Annotated in this window: 14 protein-coding genes and 1 pseudogene; 8 read left to right on the forward strand and 7 right to left on the reverse strand. The window is 75.0% G+C overall.

Annotated features, from left to right (window positions below; translation table 11 throughout):
- Positions 1 to 3: 3 nt before the first annotated feature.
- The 3 genes from ACIBAI_RS06935 to ACIBAI_RS06945 all read right to left on the reverse strand — a co-directional run bounded on the left by ACIBAI_RS06935 (position 4) and on the right by ACIBAI_RS06945 (position 1,849).
- Complete coding sequence (locus tag ACIBAI_RS06935) at positions 4 to 741, reverse strand: ABC transporter ATP-binding protein (RefSeq protein ID WP_399031648.1); 738 nt, start codon at positions 739 to 741, stop codon at positions 4 to 6.
- The gene (locus ACIBAI_RS06940) at positions 714 to 1,622 is read right to left on the reverse strand and encodes an ABC transporter permease (RefSeq protein WP_399031649.1); all 909 of its coding nucleotides are present in this window, start codon (positions 1,620 to 1,622) and stop codon (positions 714 to 716) included. Before ACIBAI_RS06940 ends, ACIBAI_RS06935 begins: the two co-directional genes overlap by 28 nt.
- Before the next feature lie 143 nt (positions 1,623 to 1,765).
- Complete coding sequence (locus tag ACIBAI_RS06945) at positions 1,766 to 1,849, reverse strand: putative leader peptide (protein ID WP_356129427.1); 84 nt, start codon at positions 1,847 to 1,849, stop codon at positions 1,766 to 1,768.
- A gap of 122 nt (positions 1,850 to 1,971) precedes the next feature.
- Between ACIBAI_RS06945 and ACIBAI_RS06950 the strand changes: the two genes are divergently transcribed.
- Entirely contained in the window at positions 1,972 to 2,394 is a 423-nt protein-coding gene (locus ACIBAI_RS06950; protein WP_399031651.1) for a YjbQ family protein, read from the forward strand.
- A 52-nt stretch (positions 2,395 to 2,446) separates the two neighbouring features.
- On the opposite strand, the gene ACIBAI_RS06955 is transcribed toward ACIBAI_RS06950, so the two are convergent.
- Complete coding sequence (locus ACIBAI_RS06955) at positions 2,447 to 3,373, reverse strand: LysR family transcriptional regulator (protein ID WP_399031652.1); 927 nt, start codon at positions 3,371 to 3,373, stop codon at positions 2,447 to 2,449.
- 103 nt (positions 3,374 to 3,476) lie between these two features.
- Between ACIBAI_RS06955 and ACIBAI_RS06960 the strand changes: the two genes are divergently transcribed.
- Together ACIBAI_RS06960 and ACIBAI_RS06965 are read left to right on the forward strand one after the other, a co-directional pair.
- Complete coding sequence (locus ACIBAI_RS06960) at positions 3,477 to 4,424, forward strand: DMT family transporter (RefSeq protein WP_399031653.1); 948 nt, start codon at positions 3,477 to 3,479, stop codon at positions 4,422 to 4,424.
- The gene (locus tag ACIBAI_RS06965) at positions 4,421 to 5,698 is read left to right on the forward strand and encodes an MFS transporter (protein ID WP_399031655.1); all 1,278 of its coding nucleotides are present in this window, start codon (positions 4,421 to 4,423) and stop codon (positions 5,696 to 5,698) included. Before ACIBAI_RS06960 ends, ACIBAI_RS06965 begins: the two co-directional genes overlap by 4 nt.
- Before the next feature lie 55 nt (positions 5,699 to 5,753).
- Here ACIBAI_RS06965 and ACIBAI_RS06970 read toward each other — a convergent pair whose 3' ends face one another.
- Both ACIBAI_RS06970 and ACIBAI_RS06975 read right to left on the reverse strand, forming a co-directional pair.
- A complete protein-coding gene (locus ACIBAI_RS06970; protein WP_399031657.1) occupies positions 5,754 to 7,388 on the reverse strand; it encodes a cellulase family glycosylhydrolase in 1,635 nt (544 codons plus the stop codon).
- 31 nt (positions 7,389 to 7,419) lie between these two features.
- Positions 7,420 to 8,526 (reverse strand): GDSL-type esterase/lipase family protein, encoded by a 1,107-nt coding sequence (locus ACIBAI_RS06975; protein WP_399031659.1) that lies wholly within the window; start codon positions 8,524 to 8,526, stop codon positions 7,420 to 7,422.
- Positions 8,527 to 9,073: 547 nt separating this feature from the next.
- Here ACIBAI_RS06975 and ACIBAI_RS06980 point away from each other — a divergent pair.
- A pseudogene (locus ACIBAI_RS06980) lies at positions 9,074 to 10,194 on the forward strand (methyltransferase).
- 24 nt (positions 10,195 to 10,218) lie between these two features.
- Here the strand turns inward: ACIBAI_RS06980 and ACIBAI_RS06985 are convergent.
- Positions 10,219 to 10,797, reverse strand: a complete 579-nt coding sequence (locus ACIBAI_RS06985) for a TetR/AcrR family transcriptional regulator (RefSeq protein ID WP_399031660.1) — start codon at positions 10,795 to 10,797, stop codon at positions 10,219 to 10,221.
- Between the two features lie 492 nt (positions 10,798 to 11,289).
- Between ACIBAI_RS06985 and ACIBAI_RS06990 the strand changes: the two genes are divergently transcribed.
- From ACIBAI_RS06990 to ACIBAI_RS07005, 4 genes are read left to right on the forward strand one after another with little or no spacing between them, the layout of a single operon-like run.
- Positions 11,290 to 11,856 (forward strand): 2Fe-2S iron-sulfur cluster-binding protein, encoded by a 567-nt coding sequence (locus ACIBAI_RS06990; RefSeq protein ID WP_399031662.1) that lies wholly within the window; start codon positions 11,290 to 11,292, stop codon positions 11,854 to 11,856.
- Positions 11,853 to 12,845, forward strand: coding sequence for an FAD binding domain-containing protein (locus ACIBAI_RS06995; protein ID WP_399031664.1), 993 nt, complete (start codon positions 11,853 to 11,855; stop codon positions 12,843 to 12,845). The genes ACIBAI_RS06990 and ACIBAI_RS06995 overlap by 4 nt, the downstream gene beginning before the upstream one ends.
- Positions 12,842 to 14,971: a xanthine dehydrogenase family protein molybdopterin-binding subunit gene (locus ACIBAI_RS07000; RefSeq protein WP_399031665.1), complete on the forward strand. Its 2,130-nt coding sequence runs from the start codon at positions 12,842 to 12,844 to the stop codon at positions 14,969 to 14,971. The genes ACIBAI_RS06995 and ACIBAI_RS07000 overlap by 4 nt, the downstream gene beginning before the upstream one ends.
- A complete protein-coding gene (locus tag ACIBAI_RS07005) occupies positions 14,964 to 16,103 on the forward strand; it encodes an XdhC family protein (RefSeq protein WP_399031666.1) in 1,140 nt (379 codons plus the stop codon). The genes ACIBAI_RS07000 and ACIBAI_RS07005 overlap by 8 nt, the downstream gene beginning before the upstream one ends.
- The last annotated feature ends 201 nt before the right edge of the window (positions 16,104 to 16,304 follow it).

Genomic DNA, 16,304 nt, shown 5'->3' on the forward strand with positions numbered 1-16,304 from the left:
AGTTCAGGCGGCTTCGGCGGCGGTCTCGACGCCGAGGCGTTCGAGGAGCCCGGCGCGCAGGCCGGCGAAGCGGGGGTCGGTGATGTCGCGGGGGCGGTCGAGGCCGACGCGCTGCTCGTGCGCGATGACCCCGCCGTCCATGACGAGGACGCGGTCGGCGAGCAGCACGGCCTCCTCCACGTCGTGGGTGACGAGGAGGACGGCGCATCCGCGGCGCTGCCACACCTCGCCCACCAGCCGCTGGGCTCTGATCCGGGTGAGCGCGTCGAGCGCGCCGAACGGCTCGTCGAGCAGCAGCAGATCGGGCTCGCGCACCAGGGCGCGGGCCAGGGAGGCGCGCTGGGCCTCGCCGCCGGACAGCGTCTTGGGCCAGGCGTCCGAGCGGTGGGCGAGGCCCACCTCGGAGAGCGCCTGCTCGGCGACGGCCCGTTCGGGTCTGCCGGGCAGGCCCAGCAGGACGTTGCGCCACACCTTCTTCCACGGCATCAGCCGCGGCGCCTGGAAGGCGACGGCCCTGCGGCGGGGCACCAGGACGGTGCCCTCGATGTCGCGGTCGAGGCCGGCGAGGACGCGCAGCAGGGTGGACTTGCCGCAGCCGCTGCGGCCGAGCAGGGCCACGAACTCGCCCGCCCGGATGTCGAGTTCCAGCCGGTCGATGACGGCGCGGCCGTCGAAGGAGCGGGTGAGCCCCTCGACGTGCACCGCCTGCGGGATCACCGGCCGGTGAACGTCGGTCGCCATTGCAGCAGCAGCCTTTCGAGGGAGCGGACGACGAAGTCGGCCAGCAGGCCGAGGAAGGCGTAGACGATCAGGCAGACCACGATCACGTCGGTGCGCAGGAAGTCCCGTGCCTGCACCATGAGGAACCCGATGCCGGAGTCGGCGTTGACCTGCTCGGCGAAGACGAGCGCGAGCCAGGCGATGCCGAGCGAGTAGCGCAGCCCGGTCATCGCGCCGGGCAGCGCGCCCGGCAGGACGACGTGCCGCACGAGTCCCCACCGCGACAGCCCGAGGGACTCCCCGGCCTCGATCAACTGGGCGTCCACGCCGCGGATCCCGGCGTAGACGTTGAGGTAGAGCGGGAAGGTCACGCCGAGCGTGATGATGGCGACCTTCGGGGCCTCCCCGATGCCGAACCAGATGATGAACAGCGGGATGAGACCCACGAACGGCACGGTCCGCAGCATCTGCAGCGGTGCGTCCACCAGGTCCTCGCCGACCCTGAACAGGCCGGAGAGCAGGGCGAGTCCGGTGCCGACGACCAGGCCCAGCAGCAGCCCGGCCGCGACCCGCCGGAGCGAGGTGCCCATGGCGGACGGCAGGGACCCGTCGGCGATCAGGTCCCCGGCGACCTGCGCGATCCGCCCCGGCGAGGCGAGCACGTCGGCGGTCAGCACACCGGTGCCGCTGAGGAGTTGCCACAGCGCCAGCAGCAGCACCGGGCCGGTGGTGCGGCGCAGCCAGCGGGGCACGCGGGCGCGGCGGGAGGAGGCGGGGTCGAGGGGCTGGAGGCCGGGGGAGGAGCCGTCCTCGGGGACGGGGGGCGCACCAAAGGCGCCGGATGCGCCTATGGGTGAGATGTCCGGCTCGGGGGAGCCGGGCGGGGCATGGCCGATGCTCATGAGTGCTCCACGAGGGGGTGGGCGGCACAGGGGGACCGCGCCTCGCCGCCGCGGCCGCCCGTCCGGCCGGAAGCGGCCGGCGGGCGCGCGGGGCGGCGGGCCGGAGGCGGGGAAGGAAGCGGGAGAACGGGTGGGAGAAGGCGTCAGCGGCCGCGGCGACACGCGGCGGAGGCCACCCGCAGCAGGTCGATGTGACCGCGCGTGGTGAGCAGGGCTGAACGCGACATGCCGCCGAACGTAGCCAGCTGACAGGTGCACGGTCAACGGGTGTCTCGTGAAGTGGAACGCCGTGTCACATCCCGGACGGCCCCTTCCGGCCGGAACCCGGCGCGTACGTCACCATGGGAGCATGTCAGACGCCTTCACCACGCGAGTCCTGGACATCACGACCGGTTCGACCGAGACCGTCTTCGACCTCACCCGCGACTGCGAGTCCTTCCTGCGGGAGGTGGCGGCCGGCCGCGACGGACTCCTCAACGTCTTCGTCCCGCACGCCACGGCGGGCATCGCGATCATCGAGACGGGCGCCGGCAGCGACGACGACCTCCTGGCCGCCCTGCACACCCTCCTGCCCGCCGACGACCGCTGGCAGCACCGCCACGGCAGCCCCGGCCACGGCCGCGACCACGTCCTGCCGGCCCTCGTCCCGCCGCACGCGACGCTCCCGGTGCTCGGCGGCCGGCTGGAACTCGGCACCTGGCAGTCGGTGTGCCTGGTGGACACGAACGTCGACAACGCCGACCGTCAGGTCCGGTTGTCGTTCCTCGGATAGGGCTCCGTCCGCCGCCACCGCGGGAGCGGCCCCGGGCCGCGGCGGCGCGTGATCAGTGGTGGCGCTCCGCGCCCGGTGCCTCGGGCGGGCCGGGAGCGGCGACGGCGCGCAGGGCGTCGAGCAGGCCGCGCAGGGCGGGCTGCGCCAGGGCGACCCGCCGTACCACGGCGGAGATCACCCTGAGCGGCGTGGGGTTGCGGACCTCGCGCACGACGACACCCGGATGGGTGTTCCGCAGCCCCAGCAGGGGCATCAGGCCGATGCCCAGACCGGCCGCCACGAAGCCCTGCGCGGTGGCGTAGTCCTCGCTCTGGAGGGCGAACTCGGGGCTGAACCCCGCCGTGGCACAGGCGTCGAGCACCGGGGCGAGGCAGGGGCCGGGCGGCTCGCTGCCCACCCACCGCTCGCCGGAGAGCCGCGCGAGGTCGAGGACCGGCTCGGCGGCGAGCGGATGGGACGCGGGCAGCACGGCGGCGTAGGGGTCCTCCAGGAGGCGTACCAGACGGACGGCGGGGTCGGCCGGGTCGCGGTCCTGGACGACCACGGCCAGGTCCGCCGAGCCGCGCACGACCGCCTCCACGGACTCCTCCCGGTCGGCCAGTCGGAGCTCGACCCGGACGTCGGGATGCGTGTCCCGGAGCCGGGCGAGCGCGGGGGCCATCAGCGGGGAGCCGACCGTGGCGAAATAGCGGACCGACAGCCGACCGGTGCGCCCGGCCCGCAGGTCGGCCAGCGCGCTCTCGGCCCGGGCGACCGCCGCGCCGATCAGTTCGGCGTGCTCGGTGAGCAGCAGGCCCGCGGCCGTGGGCCGCACGCCCCGGCCGACCCGCTCCAGCAGTTTCGCCCCGGCTTCCCGCTCCAGGGCCGCCACCTGCTGGCTCACGGCCGACGGCGTGTACCCCAGGTGCGCCGCGGCGGCCGTCACCGTGCCGCTGGTGACCACGGCGCGGAGCACTTGCAGACGTCTCACATCAAGCATGCAGCAGAGCTTAACGATCCGTGCAAAATCTTTTGCTTGTCCTCAAGAGGCGCTCGATGCACCGTCATAGGGCCGAGCAGGGAACCGAGCAGGGGAGAAGCGTGTGAGCGGCCGGGTGCGGAGTCTGCTGGGATGGGGACGGCTGGGGCTGCTGGCCCTGCTGTGGGGGTCGACCTTCCTGTGGATCGAGCTGGCTCTCACGGGCCTGTCCCCCCTCCAGGTGACCGCCGCGCGCTGCGCGCTGGGGGCGCTCGTCCTCACGGCCGCCTGCTACGGCACGGGGCGGCGCCTGCCACGGGGCCGCGGGGTCTGGGGCCGTCTCGTCGTGGCCGCGTTCTTCTGCAACGCCCTGCCGTTCGCCCTCTTCGGCCTGGGCCAGCAGACCGTCGACTCGGGGCAGGCCGGTGTGCTGAACGCGACGACCCCGCTGTGGTCCCTCGCCCTCGGCCTCGGCACGGGCGCGGAGCGCCCGCTGCGTCCGGTCCGCCTGGCCGGGCTCCTGCTCGGCTTCGGCGGAACGGTGGTGATCTTCGCCCCGTGGCAGCGGTCGGGCTCCCTCGGCTGGGGCGCCCTCGCCGTCCTCGCCGCCGCGGCCAGCTACGCCGTCGCGTTCGGCTACATGGGCCGCACCCTCGCCGGCAAGGGGATCCCCACCCTCTCCCTCTCCGCCGCCCAGCTCGTCTGCGCGACCGGACTCGCCGCCCTGGCCCTGCCGGCCGACGGCCTGCCACCGGTCCGGGCGGATCGCACCGCCCTGATCGCGGTCGTCGTCCTGGGCGTCCTGGCCACCGGCCTCACCTTCCACCTCACCTACCGGATCATCGCGGACGAGGGCGCCACCGACGCCGCCGCGGTCGGATACCTGCTGCCGGTGGTCTCCCTGGCCCTGGGCGCGATCGTGCTCGGGGAGGACGTCGGCCTCCGGGTCGGCGCGGGGATGGCCGTCGTCCTGGCCGGTGTCGGCATGACGCGCCGCGGCAGCGGCCGGCCGCCGGGCCCTGCCGCCGGGAGCGCCGGGGCCGGCTCCGCCACGGCTGTGGGGGCCCGGTGACGCGCCCCGACTCCCCGTGGCGGGAGCCCGACTTCCGCACGCTGTTCACCGCGTCCGCCCTCAGCCAGCTCGGCGCCAACGTCAATTACGTCGCCGTGCCCCTGGTCGCGGTGGCGGCGCTGGACGCCGGGCCCGGCCAGGTCGGAGCCCTGTCCACCCTGAGCACGGTGGCCTTCCTGCTCATCGGGCTGCCGGCCGGGGCCTGGGTGGACCGGCTCAGCCACCGGCGGGTACTGATCACGGCGGACCTGGTCAGGGCCCTGCTGTTCGCCTCCGTCCCGGTGGCCTGGTGGCTCGGCGTGCTCTCCCTGGGGCAGCTGTACGCCGTGGTGCTGGTCACCGGCTGCGCCACCGTGTTCTTCGACGTGGGAGCGCAGAGCGCGCTGCCCCGGATCGTCGACAGGAGCGGGCTGGTGCGGGCGAACGCGGACATCGGCACGCTGGTCGCGGCCGGGAACGTGGTGGGGCGCAGCGCCGGCGGCGCCCTCGTCGCGCTGCTCACCGCCCCGGGGGCCGTCCTCGTCGCCGCGGGCGCCCATCTGGCCTCCGGCCTGGGCCTGACCGCCGTCCGGCGCACCCGCCCGGCGGCCGGACCGCCGTCCGGGCCGGCCGGCCGGTTGCGCACCCGGATCGCCGAGGGGGTGCGGCACGTGGCCGGCGACGAGGAGCTGCGGGCGCTCGCCCTGACCGCGGCGCTGGCCAATCTCGGCTCGGCCGTCGTCAACACGATGCTGCCGATCCGGTTCGTGCGCGGGCTCGGCCTCTCCACCACCGCGCTGGGACTGTTCTGGGGCGCGGGCGGTGTCGGGCTGCTGGTCGGCGCGCGGTGCGCGCGCTTCGTCGCCGCCCGGCTCGGACACGGCCGCACGCTGGGTGTCGCCGGGCTGTGCCTGGCGCCGTCCGGACTGCTCGTCCCGCTGGTCGACCGCGGTCCCTGGCTGTTCGTGGCCGGTGCGGGGTGGTGCCTGGCCATGTTCAAAGTGGGAATGGACAACGTGGTGGGTGTCAGCCTGCGTCAGCACATGACCCCCGACGCGCTGCTCGGCCGCATGAACGCCACGTTCCGGTTCCTGCTGACGGGTGCCCTGGCGGTCGGCGCCGCGGTGTCCGGCGCGCTCGGCGAGCTGATCGGTGTCCGGGCCACGCTGTGGGCGGGCGGTGCGATCATGGCGGTGGCCTTCCTGCCCGTCTTCCTCTCGCCGCTTCGCGCACGGCGCTCCCTGCCGGAAGCGCCGGCCCGGGGCGCCCGGGAGGAGGAGCGGAAGCCGCTCTGAAGCGATGACCGCCCCGTTCGCGCCCCGGCCCGGTGCGGGGCCGGGGCGCCGGGCGTCAGCTCACGGTGCAGGCGGCGCCGTTGAGGGTGAACGCGGTGGGGCTGGGATTCGCGCTGCCCCGGGAAGCCGTGAAACCGAGGGTGACGGAACCCGCCGCGGGGACGGCCGCGGTGTACGGGGCGGAGGTGACGGTGACCTCCGCGCCGTCCTGCGTCGCCGTGCCGCCCCACAGGCTGGTGACGCGCTGGCCGTCGGGGAAGGTCCAGCGCAGGGTCCAGCCGTTGATCGCCGACGTGCCGGTGTTGCGGAGGACGATCTCGCCCTGGAAGCCGCCGGGCCACTGGCCCGTCACCTTGTAGCCGACCGCGCAGGCGGCCTGGGAACCGCCGGAGGACGTGGTCACCGCCACCGTGCCGGACCGCTGCGAGCGGTTGCCGGCGGCGTCGCGGGCGTAGACGGCGAAGGTGTACGGGGTGGCCGGGGCCAGGCCGGTGACGGTGGCGGAGGTGCCCGTCGTGCTGGTGACGACGGTCTCCTCCCCGCCGCTCACCCGGACCACGTCGTAGCCCGTGACGCCGGTCGCGTCGGTGGCGGCGGCCCAGCTCAGGGTGACGGACGAGGACGTCACCGCCGAGGCGGCGGGGGTGCCGGGGGCGGTCGGGGCGGTGGTGTCGCCGCCGGAGGCGGAGTAGACGGCCGCTTCCCTGGCCGTGGCGGCGATGCCGTTCGGGCCGTTGAAGATCCGCTGCCCCCACGAGGTGAGCCGGTCCGGGTCGAAGTTCGTGACCATGTCCAGGTACTCGACCCCGCCGCCGTTGCCGCTCCAGGACCAGCCGAGGTAGCCGAGGCCGAGCTGCTGCGTCACCGCGAGGATCGCGTCCTCGTCGGGGTTGCCGTCCGAGTGGTCGTGCCCGAACTCGCCCACCACGATCGGGAGTTTCGCGGCGACGAAGCGGTTCAGGTAGTCGCCGACCTCGGCTGCGGTGTCGAAGACGCCGTACATGTGGATGGAGAAGACGGTGTTGCGGTCCGGGTCGGCGGCGAACACCGAGGCGGCGTTGTCGCGCATGGTGAACGCCCAGTCCTGGCCCCAGTTGGGCGCGTCCGCCATGATCGTGTGGTCGAACCCGGCGTCCCGCAGCTTCCGGATCGCCGCCTTGGTGTCGGCGGTCCAGGCCGTGTGGTTCGTGTTGCCGTACGGCTCGTTGCCGATGTTGACGATGACGTAGTCCTCCTGGCCCGCCAGGGCGCTGCGCACGCTGATCCAGTAGTCGGCGGCGCGGGACAGCGTGACGGCTCCGCTCTGCTCGCCGTAGCCCGTGGTGTCGTGCACCTCCAGGACGCAGATCAGCCGGTTCTGCTTGCACTGGGCCACGACGTTCGCCACGTCGGCGGTGTCGTTGCGGGTCCAGCGGTCGCCGCTGGAGAGGACCACGCGGACCGTGTTGGCGCCCTTGGCCTTGATGTGGGCGAGGGAGCTGATCCGGTCCGGATACCAGGTGTGCGCGTGGTTGACGCCGCGCATCACGAAGTCGTTCCCGGACGCCTCCAGCAGCCGGCCGTTCTCGACGCGGAAGCCGGTGGGCGCCGCGTGGGCCGGGGCGCCCAGGGCCAGCAGGGGCAGGAGCAAGCCCAGCAGACCGGCCGTGACGGCGGCCAGGCGGGGGAGGACGACGGTGGGGGATCTCATGGCGGCTCCAGGGGAAGAAGCGGAAACGGTCTCAGGAAGCGGCGGCCCGCGCCGTGCAGCCGACGGCCGCCGCCGGGGTGCCGGCCGTGCTCGATGTGGTGGCGACGAATCCGAAGACGGCGCTCGCTCCCGGCGCGAGGGAGCCGTTCCACGGCGCGTTGACGACCGTGGCCGTCCCGTCGGCGGCCGTGCCGAGGCCGCCGTTCCAGACCTGCGTCACCCGTGCGCCGCCGGCGGGTACGACGGTGGCGGTCCAGCCGGAGACGGGTGCGGCGGACGCGTTGGTCACCGTCACCTCGCCCTGGTAGCCGCCCTGCCAGGCGGCGACGGCCCGGAACGTCGCGGAGCAGGCGGGTTCGCCGCCGCCCGGGTCACCGGGGCCGCCCGGCGACCCCGCGTCGAGCAGCGCGGCCAGGGCCGGGTACCAGCGGGCGGCTATCTTGTCGTCGCCGGAGGCGTCGGGGTGCACGCCGTCGTAGGTGTCGGCGGCCGTGCTGAAGCCCGTCCACTGGTCGACGACGGTCACCGGGGAGCGGCCGGTGCTCGTCGCCCGCGCCCAGCCGGGAATCCGCGCGTTGAGGTCGACCACGCGCTGGGCGCACGCCGCGCAGGTGGCGGGGTTCATGGGGATGAGCTGCGCGACGAGGACCTTCATGTCGGGGTTGGAGTCCCGCATCTGCTGCACCAGCCTGGTGTAGGCGGCGAGGATGCGGTCCGGGGCGACGTCGCTCCAGACGTCGTTCGTCCCGAAGTGCATGACAACGATGTCCGGCCGGGTCGCGGCCAGCCGTGCCGGAAGCAGATTCCGGTCGGCCACGTGGGTCACCAGCTCGCCGCCGTGACCTTCGTGGTCGCCGTCGTACTCCTGGCCGCAGCCCTGGGGGCCGAGGGTGCCGACGAAGTCGACGTCCGTGTACCCGGCGTTCCGCAGCCGGTTCCACAGCACCGCTCGCCAGCAGCCCGGCGAGCCGGTGATCGAGTCGCCCAGCGGCATGACGCGCACCGCCTCCGCCGCCGTCCCCGTCGCCGGCGCGGCCGCGGCGTGCGGGGCGAGCGTCGTCCAGAGCGGCAGGAGGAGGGTGGCCAGCAGGCCGAGGACCGGGAGGGTCCGTGAACGTGTGGGGCGGGTGCTGCGCATGGTGGTCCCTTCTCCGAACGAGATATGGGAGCGCTCCCACAAGACATCAAGCCATCGTTGTCATTTACGCGTCAAGACTGCTGCGGCGGGCAGTGTGCCGGGACGGGGGAACGAGGAGCGGACGCGGCCGGGGCGCGCGGACGGCGCCGGCGTCCGCGGCGGGCACGCCGTCCGTCGCCGTCCGGTTCCACGCCGGCCCGCCGCGCCGCTCCCCGACCCGCCCGGCGGCCCGCGCCCCCCGCGCGGGAAGGACGCCGCCGGCGGACGAGGAGCCGCGGTGGGCGGGGAGCCCGGCTTCCCCGCACCTCCCACCAGAGGGTTTGCCCGAGCGGAGCGGACTGTGCAAGCCTCTTCCGTCATCTCTCCGAAAGGACTGGTCGTGACGCTCGGCATGGTTCTCGGCGACTCCTCCTCCCGCGCTTCGACGCGGGAGCGGCCGCCCCGTCTGCCCTGACCCGCGCACCCGTGCCCGGCACGGGCCGTTCCTCCCGCTCCTCGTCGAAGTGCTCTTCGTGCCCCCCGCACGTTCGATCACGAGGAGTACGTGGTGTCCACGATCCACTGGACCGAGGCGAACACCCCCCGTTCCGCCCGCTGGCATTCCGAGAACGCGACGCCGCCTCCCCGCCGGGTCGCCGGCGCGGACGACCGGACGAGAGCCGACGTCGCCCACCGCCTGGCCTGCGAGGGCACCGCCCTGCTGTGGCGGGGCGACTTCCACGGCGCACGCCTGCTCCTGCGGGCGATGGGCCGCCGCATCGACCGGAAGCCTCCCCGGCGGGGCGACGGCCCGGCGGAGTCCTTCCACCTGTACCGCCGGGCCCGCGGCCACCGTGCCCGCGTGCTGGGCAGGCTCCTCGTCCTGCTGGACGAGAACCACCGCCTGGACCTGCGCAGAGCCCCCGATGTGCGCCAGGCGTGCACCGAGGCGTACGGGCCGCCGTCCGAGCCGAAGGCGGTCTCGCTCACGGAACTGCTGGGCGTGATCGGAGCGCACCAATGGCGCATGAAGGGCGTGGAGATCCCGGCCCTCGACGCCCGTGTCATCCGCACTACGGCGTGTTCTCCCCGGTCAGGGGCGAATACGTCGACCTCGTCGCACAGGCGCCGCTTCCCGCGCCGGCGGGCCGCCGCACCGCGTTCGACCTCGGGACGGGCACGGGGGTGCTCGCCGCCGTCCTGGCCCGCCGGGGGATCGACCACGTCGTGGCCACCGACATCAGTCCGCGTGCCCTGGCCTGCGCGCGTGACAACGTCCGCCGGCTGCGCCTCGCCGGGCGCGTCGACGTCGTGGGGCCCGGCCTGTTTCCCGACGGGCGCGCGGACCTCGTCGTCTGCAACCCGCCCTGGATCCCGGCCCGGCCCACCTCCACCCTGGAGCAGGGCGTCTACGACCCGGGCGGCAGCATGCTCCGCGACTTCCTGGCCGGACTCGCCGCCCACCTCGCACCGGGAGGCGAGGGGTGGCTGGTCCTGTCGGACCTGGCCGAGCGCCTCGGACTCAGGACGCGTGGCGAGCTGACGGCCGGCATCGAGGCGGCGGGCCTGCGCGTGGTGGACAGGATCGACACCAGGCCGCGGCATCCACGAGCGGGAGACACCGCCGATCCCCTGCACGCCGCCCGCGCCGCGGAAGTCACGTCGCTCTGGCGTCTCGCCGGCGGATGACGTCCGGCGCCGCCCGGCCGCCGGTCAGCGGCCGGGCGCTCCCGCGCGCAGGCCGTCCATGACCAGGTCCAACAGCCGGGCGGCGCGCGGCTGCCAGTCGCCGCGGGGGTCGATCTGCCACAGGCCGCCGATGGCGAGCAGGAAGTCGTCCCCGCTCACGCCCGGGCGGATGGTGCCGGCCTCCTCCGCGGCCCGGAGCAGGAGTTCGGCCGCGTCGAGCAGCGGGGTGTGCCCCGGCTTCGCCGGGCTGCCCGGTCCGCTGGTGGCCTGGCGGATCGCGTCCGCGAGACCGGCCTTGGCCATGGCGAACCGGGCCAGGTGGTCCATCCACGCGCGCAGGGCCTGGTCCGGTGCCCGAGTGCCGAGCAACTGGGTGGCGCTTTCGGCCACTTGCTGCATCTCGTGACGGTAGATCTCCAGGACGAGCGCCTCGCGGTTGGGGAAATTGCGGTAGAACGTGCCCTGTCCGACGCCCGCCTTCCTGGCGATCGCGCTCAACGGCGCGTCGGCGCAACGGGTCAGTTCGGTCAGCGCCACTTCCAGGATGCGTTCGCGGTTGCGCTGCGCGTCCGAGCGCACGGGCGCGGCCTTCCTCTGCTGCACTCGTCCTCCTCGCGGGCTCTGGCCGAATCCCGTGCTTGATAACCGGACAACTGTCCGTTACGTTTCCGGTGAGCGGACAGCTGTCCGGTTGCGTCCACGATAGCGGTGGACGCGCCCGGCGCCGGCCGCCGATGGCCCTCGTCACCGGCGTTCTCCCCGCATCTTTCTGCTTCCGGGCCGAGACCGCCACGCACAGCCCCCTTCGCCCACCGAGCCGTCCCGCCGAATGGTTTCCCGACCTGGCCGATGCGCCCGACTCGTCCGACCCGCACGGCACTTCCGACACCTGACGATTCCCCGACTCGTTCGACTCCTTACGAATCCCGTGACGCTTGAGACTCCTGCGACCTGTGCGACTTCTGCGACCTGTGCGACTCCTGCGACCTGTGCGACTCCTGCGGCTCTCCTGAGCCCTCCGTCCCGTCGCCCCGACCCGTCTGCCCGCCGGACCGTCCCTCCGGCGCCCTCCGGCCACGCGAAAGAAGGCTGACCATGGCCCCAGCCCCCACCTCGACGTCCAGCGCCGTCACCCTCCACGTCAACGGCGAGAAGTACCCGCTCTCCGTGGACCACCGCACCACCCTGCTCGACGCCCTGCGCGAGCGGCTCGACCTGACCGGCACCAAGAAGGGCTGCGACCAGGGGCAGTGCGGCGCCTGCACCGTCCTGGTCGACGGCCGCCGGACCGTGGCCTGCCTGCAACTCGCGGTGGCCGCCGAGGGACGGGAGATCACCACCGTCGAGGGCCTGGCCGAGGGCGAACGGCTGCACCCGGTGCAGCAGGCCTTCCTCGACCTCGACGGCTACCAGTGCGGCTACTGCACGCCCGGCCAGATCTGTTCGGCCGTCGCGGTGATCGAGGAACACGCGGCCGGCTGGCCGAGCGCCGCCACCGGCGACGTCCGGCCCGAGGCGGGAGTGCCGCCGCTGACCGCCGAGGAGATCCGGGAGCGGATGAGCGGCAACCTGTGCCGCTGCGGCGCCTACGTGAACATCGTCGAGGCGGTCGCCCGCGCGGCCGGGGCGCAGGCGGCACGGACCGGGGAGACCGCGGCATGAGGGAGTTCGCCTACCAGCGCGCCCACGACACCGCCGACGCGGTCGCCCTGCTCGGCGCCGACCCGCAGGCCCGGTTCCTCGGCGGCGGCACCAACCTCGTCGACCTGATGAAGACGGGCGTGGAACGGCCCGCCCGGCTCGTCGACGTCCGCGCGCTGCCGCTGGACCGCATCGAGCCGACGCGGGACGGAGGCCTGCGCATCGGCGCCACCGTCACCAACGGCGACCTCGCGGCCCACCCCGAAGTCCGGCGCCGTTACCCGGCGTTGGCGCAGGCCGTCCTGGCCGGTGCCTCCGGGCAGCTGCGCAACATGGCCACCGTCGGCGGGAACCTGCTCCAGCGCACGCGCTGCGGCTACTTCACCGACGTGACCCAGCCGTGCAACAAGCGCGTCCCCGGCAGCGGCTGTCCCGCGATCGAGGGCGAGCACCACAACCACGCCATCCTCGGCGCCTCCGGCCACTGCGTGGCCGTCCACCCCTCGGACATGGGCGTCGCGCTGGCGGCCTTCGACGCCGTCGTGGCGTACGAAACGACCGACGGGCCGGGGGAGTTGCCGCTCGCGGACCTCTACCTCCCGGTGGGCGACACCCCGCACCTGGAGACCGCCCTGCCCGCCGGGGCGCTGATCACCGGCGTCACCCTGCCGCCCGCCCCGGTCGCCGCCGTCTCGCGCTACCGCAAGGTGCGCGAGCGCGCCAGTTACGCGTTCGCGATCGGCTCGGTCGCCGCCGCGCTCGACGTGCGGGACGGCGCCGTGCACGACGTACGCCTGGCCCTCGGGGCGGTCGCGTCCCGGCCGTGGCGGGCCCGCGCGGCCGAACGCGTCCTGAGGGGGGCGCCGGCCGACGCCGGGACCTTCGCCGCCGCCGCGGACGCCGAACTCGCGGCCGCCGAGCCGCTGCCGCACAACGGATACAAGGTGACCCTGATGCGCAACCTGGTGGTGGCCGTGCTGACCGAACTCACCGAGGAGGCCGCCCGATGACCACGCTCGCCACACCGGCGGTGAAGGGCTCCGTCGGCACCGCGCACACCCGCGTGGAGGGCCGGGACAAGGTCACCGGAGCGGCCCGCTACGCCGGCGAGATCCCCTTCGCCGACCTCGCCCACGGCTGGCTGGTGCTGTCCACCGTCGCCCGCGGCCGGATCCGCTCGGTGGCGGACGCCGACGTGCTCGCCATGCCGGGCGTGCTCGCCGTCCTGCACCACGGGAACGCCCCGCGCGTCAGCACCGACTACGCCGGCATCCTGGGCGGGCCGCCGGACCCGACCGCGGCGGTCTTCCAGCACGACCGGGTGCCGCACCACGGCTGGCCGGTGGCGCTCGTCGTCGCCGAGACGCCCGAACAGGCCAGGGAGGCCGCCGAGGCGCTCGTGGTGACCTACGCGCGCGAACCGCACGACACCGAGCTCTCCGGCGACCGCCCGGACGCCTACGCGGTGGAGTCCGGGCCCGGGCCGGCGGTGGCGGAGAAGGGCGACCTGGAGGCCGAACTCGCCGCCTCCGCCGTCGTCGTGGACGCCGAGTACACCACCCCCGAGGAGCACCACAACCCGATGGAGCCGCACGCGGCGACCGCCCGGTGGGACGGCGGCCGGCTGGAGGTCGTCGACTCCAACCAGGGCACCGGCTGGGTCGCGACCGAGCTGGCGCGGATGTTCTCCCTGGACCCGTCGGCGGTGCGGGTGCGCTCCGAGCACGTCGGCGGCGGCTTCGGCAGCAAGGGCCTGCGCGCGCACCAGGTGGCCGCCGTGATGGCCGCGACCGTGCTCCAGCGGCCGGTCCGCGTGGTCATGACCCGCCGTCAGATGTTCTCGCTGGCCGGACACCGCAGCCCGACCGTGCAGCGGGTCAGGCTCGGCGCCGACCCCGACGGGCGGCTGCGCGCCCTGGAGCACCGCTCCGTGAGCCGCACCTCGACCGTGTACGAGTTCCTCGAACCGGCCGCCGGACCGGCCCGGGTGATGTACGACGCCGCCGCCCACCGCACGGCCAACCTGGTCGTACGGCTCGACGCGCCGTCCCCGACCTGGATGCGGGCGCCCGGCGAGGCGCCGGGGTCGTTCGCGCTGGAGTCGGCGCTCGACGAGCTCGCCGAGAAGACCGGCGTGGACCCGATCGAGCTGCGCGTCCGCAACGAGCCCGAGCGCGGCCCGGTCTCCGGGCTGCCCTTCGGCGGCCGCAACCTGATCGCCTGCTTCCGGGAGGGCGCGCGCCGGTTCGGCTGGGCGGAGCGGGACCCGCGCCCCGGCCTGCGCCGGGACGGGCGCTGGCTGCTCGGCACCGGCACGGCGGCGGCCTCCTTCCCGGCGCTGGCCCTGCCGTCCACCGCGGCCGTGACGGCGGAGGCGGACGGCACCTTCACCGTGCGGATCAACGCGGCGGACATCGGCACCGGCGCCCGGACCGCGCTCACCCTGATCGCCGCCGACGCGCTGCACACGGCACCGGACCGGGTCCGGGTCCGGATCGGGGACAGCGACTTCGGCCAGGCGTGGATCGCCGGCGGCTCGGGCGGCACCCGCTCCTGGGGGTGGGCGGTGACGGCCGCGGCCGAGGAACTGCGGCAGCGGCTCGTGCCCGGCGCCGGCATCCCCCCGGAGGGCATCACCGTACGGTCCGACACCACCGAGGCCGTCGGCGCCCTCGCGCAGAAGGAACGGCACTCCTTCGGCGCGCAGTTCGCCGAGGTCGCCGTGGACACCGCCACCGGCGAGGTGCGGGTGCGGCGCATGCTGGGCATCTTCGCCGCGGGCCGGATCGTCAACCCGCTCACCGCCCGCAACCAGTTCGTCGGCGGGATGGTGTGGGGCATCTCCATGGCCCTGCACGAGGAAGCGGTCCGGGACCGCGCCTCGGGCGGCCACTACGGCGCCGACCTCGCGGGCTACCACGTCGCCACGCACGCCGACGTGCCGCGCGTCGAGGCCGACTGGATCGACGACGCCGACCCGGACGACCCGGTCGGCATCAAGGGCATCGGCGAGATCGGCGTCGTGGGCGCCGCGGCGGCCGTCGCCAACGCCGTGTGGCACGCCACCGGGGTCCGCCACCGCAGCCTGCCGATCCGTCCCGACCGCGTCCTGCAGGCGGGGGCCCCGCGTGCTTGACATCGCCCGGGACCTGAGCCGCTGGATCGAGGAGGGCCGGGAGTTCGCCGTCGCCACCGTCGTGGCGGTCGGCGGCAGCGCGCCGCGCGGCCCGGGCGCCGCCCTCGCCGTGGACGGCGCGGGCACGGCCGTCGGCTCGGTCTCCGGCGGCTGCGTGGAAGGCGCGGTGTACGACCTGTGCGTCCAGGCGCTGCGGGACGGCGAGACGGTCGTCGAGCGGTTCGGCTACAGCGACGAGGACGCCTTCGCGGTCGGGCTGACCTGCGGCGGGGTCGTCGAGGTCATGGTCACGCCGGTCCGCGCGCACGCGCCGCTGCGGGCGGTGCTCGGCCCGGCGCTGTCGGCCGCCGCACGCGGCGGGCCGGCGGCCCTGGCCCGGGTCGTCCGCGGCCCGGCCGGACTCCTCGGCCGCGCGCTGCGGGTGCGCCCCGACGGCTCGTACGAGGGCGGCCTGGGCGGCCCGGCGGAGCTGGACCGGACGGCGGCGGCCGAGGCCCGGGCCCTGCTGGAGGCCGGCCGGACCGGCACCGTCGGCCTCTCGGAGGACGGATCGCGCTGTCCCGGCGGCGTCACCCTGCTCGTCGAGTGCAGCGTGCCGCCGCCCCGCATGATCGTCTTCGGTGCGATCGACTTCGCGGCGGCGCTGGTGCGCGCGGGCAAGTTCCTCGGCTACCACGTCACGGTGTGCGACGCCCGCCCCGTCTTCACCACGCGGGCCCGCTTCCCCGAGGCCGACGACGTCGTCGTGGACTGGCCGCACCGCTACCTGCGGCGGACGGCGACCGACGCCCGCACGGTGCTGTGCGTGCTGACCCACGACGCCAAGTTCGACGTCCCCCTGCTGACGGAGGCCCTCCGGATGCCGGTGGCGTACGTCGGAGCGATGGGCTCGCGCCGCACCCACGCCGACCGCGAGCGGCGGCTGCGGGAGGCCGGACTGACGGACCGGGAGCTGTCCCGGCTCAGGTCGCCGATCGGCCTCGACCTCGGGGCCGGTACGCCCGAGGAGACGGCCCTGTCGATCGCGGCGGAGATCGTCGCGGTCCGGCGGGGCGGGACGGGCGCTCCGCTGACCGGCTCGGGGACGCCGATCCACCGGCGGGGGCAGGAGCAGAGCACCGTGGCGGCGTGACCCCGGATGCGGACCCCGCACGTCCGACCACCTGCGGATCCGAGGGCACCGGCTCCGGTGAAAGGCGCGCGACGGGGTACGCGCAGGGACGGCCGCCGTCATGGTCGGCGATGGCGGCGGCCACCCGCGTCCGGCGGCACGACCCCCCCCGGGCGGGCCGGGTCCGCGTGCCGGCGGGGGCCGGTCCCGCCGTCCGGCCCG

The organism is Streptomyces sp. NPDC051041, from assembly GCF_044456065.1.
In the GTDB taxonomy this organism is placed as follows: Bacteria; Actinomycetota; Actinomycetes; order Streptomycetales; family Streptomycetaceae; genus Streptomyces; species Streptomyces glaucus.